A 1,852-nucleotide genomic window follows, 5' to 3' on the forward strand; every position below is an offset into this window, starting at 1 on the left:
GGGTACGAAGATGTCTTCGTATGGGAGCACWTCGCAATCGGTGCTGTCGCTTTCTTTGTACCTGAATTTAAGGCTTCTGATTTCGCGACCATGGCCGAATATGCTGGCGAGGCTATCTGCGGTGAAGCTCGCAGCCTTGTCGCATTTTCGGCAACGGGATCGCACCAATATGCCATGGCGAGCCGCCTGCCCTAATGTTTTTATCGTCTTCGTCATGAGAACAAAATGAGAACATAATCCTAGGTCGTCAAGACCGAAGATGCCGCACTCAGAACTTCACCTTGAAGCCGGTCGTGCCATTGACGCTGTAACTGTCGGCAAAGTCGCTSAGGCTGGTGTTCAACGACACCTCGCCATAGAGCGCGTATTTGTCATCGGCCCAGCTGTATGACCCGCCAGCGCCGACGCCGCCCCAGGTGCGATCGCTYTCATTGGCGAAATTGACACCGGCAAGGTCGACCTCCGAACCGTCGAGGAATTCGTGATAGAGGTTGGCGAGCCCGTAGACATTGCTGCGTGCCATCCTGCCCGAACTGTCCTGCCATGCATTCTGGTAATCGGCGGAGACGCCAAGGCGACCCTTCAGACTGTCGCTCTTGTCCAGCGAAACGTCCGCGCCGAAGGGATCGGTGAAGTCGTCAAAATCGACATTGGAATAGGCCAGCTGTGCTTGTGGCGTGATCGACCAGTTCTCGTCGACGACGATCCGCTTGCCGGTTTCGAGGCTCAACGCGTAGCCGAAACCGTCATTGCCGTTGGTCAGGCTGCGGCCGAGCGTGTCGGAGGTTATATCGCTGTCGTACCAGTTGAGTTGTGTCTGCCCGTCAACATAGAAGCCGTTCTGGCCAAGCCAGGTCAGCGTGCCGCCAAAACCGTAGCCGTCGGTGTCGATGGAACCCTTGCCGAACAGGGAGGAAACGTCGGTTGAAATCTCGCCATACTGGAACGTCACGCCGCCCATCAGYGTGCCGGACTGGTTTTCGTAGAGCTTGCCGTCAAGGCCCGACTGCAACCTCCACGTGTTGTAATCATAGTCTGCCTGCGTGCTAGAGCGGTCAGGATCGACCCGCGAATGCGCGCCGTCGATGCGGGCCCATATGGCCCCCGCATCAATGGTGGCCGTGCCGCCTTCGGAAGGCAAAGGTGCTGCCTCGGGCGTTCCCGGTCCATCACCTTGGGCAATCACTGCACTGCTAGCGCCCGCCCAATAGCGGTTGCCGATGCGCTGCTCCATTGAGCCAACGCCGTTGAGCACCTGCAGGCTCTGGGCATAGGTTTCGTAAAGCGGCGCCCCGGGCTGGTAGAGTGGGCCACTTACTGGCGGTGTCGTCGGCGAACTGGTCGGTGCCAATTGGGAACGCAGGTACCAGTCGCCATCACCAGGGGTGCTCATGCCATTCTTGTTCAATGTATAGCCATAGGCACCCGCCACCACAGCCTGCTGCCCGCCGATCACATAGTCGCCCAGCAGTGAAAATGTGCCATTGGATGCTCCCGCTACATCGACGATCTTGATGCCCTCGACCGTCTGCGCGCCACCGCCGCCAACAGCAAGATTAACGACCTTGACGTTGGTCGTGCCCGCGGTGTCGCCGGTGACGACGAGACGGTCCGTTGGCGAAGCATCGCCGCCAAGCTCGGTCTCGATGACCAGCGTGCCGCCATTGCCGGTGTAGTTGCCGTCGATCGTCAGCGTGCCGATCGAGTTACCCGGCGCAATCGTACCGTCGCTCGTCGTTGTGCCGACCTCGCCAGTGCCTTGCAGCCGCCCGCCTGACTGAACATTCACCGTCCCGCCAAGGATGCCGTTCACCGACAGCGTGCCCGCCTTGATCGTGGTGCTGCCTGCGAA

2 protein-coding genes are annotated in these 1,852 nt (G+C 59.7%); one reads left to right on the forward strand and one right to left on the reverse strand.

Features of this window, described 5'->3' with window-relative positions; all coding sequences use genetic code 11:
- Positions 1 to 195, forward strand: a 195-nt coding sequence (locus ACXJ5O_RS25740) for a hypothetical protein (protein WP_457302384.1), incomplete at its 5' end; no start/stop codon positions are given.
- A gap of 73 nt (positions 196 to 268) precedes the next feature.
- On the opposite strand, the gene ACXJ5O_RS25745 is transcribed toward ACXJ5O_RS25740, so the two are convergent.
- Positions 269 to 1,852, reverse strand: a 1,584-nt coding sequence (locus ACXJ5O_RS25745) for an autotransporter family protein (RefSeq protein WP_457302385.1), incomplete at its 5' end; no start/stop codon positions are given.

Source organism: Phyllobacterium sp. P5_D12 (genome assembly GCF_054049495.1).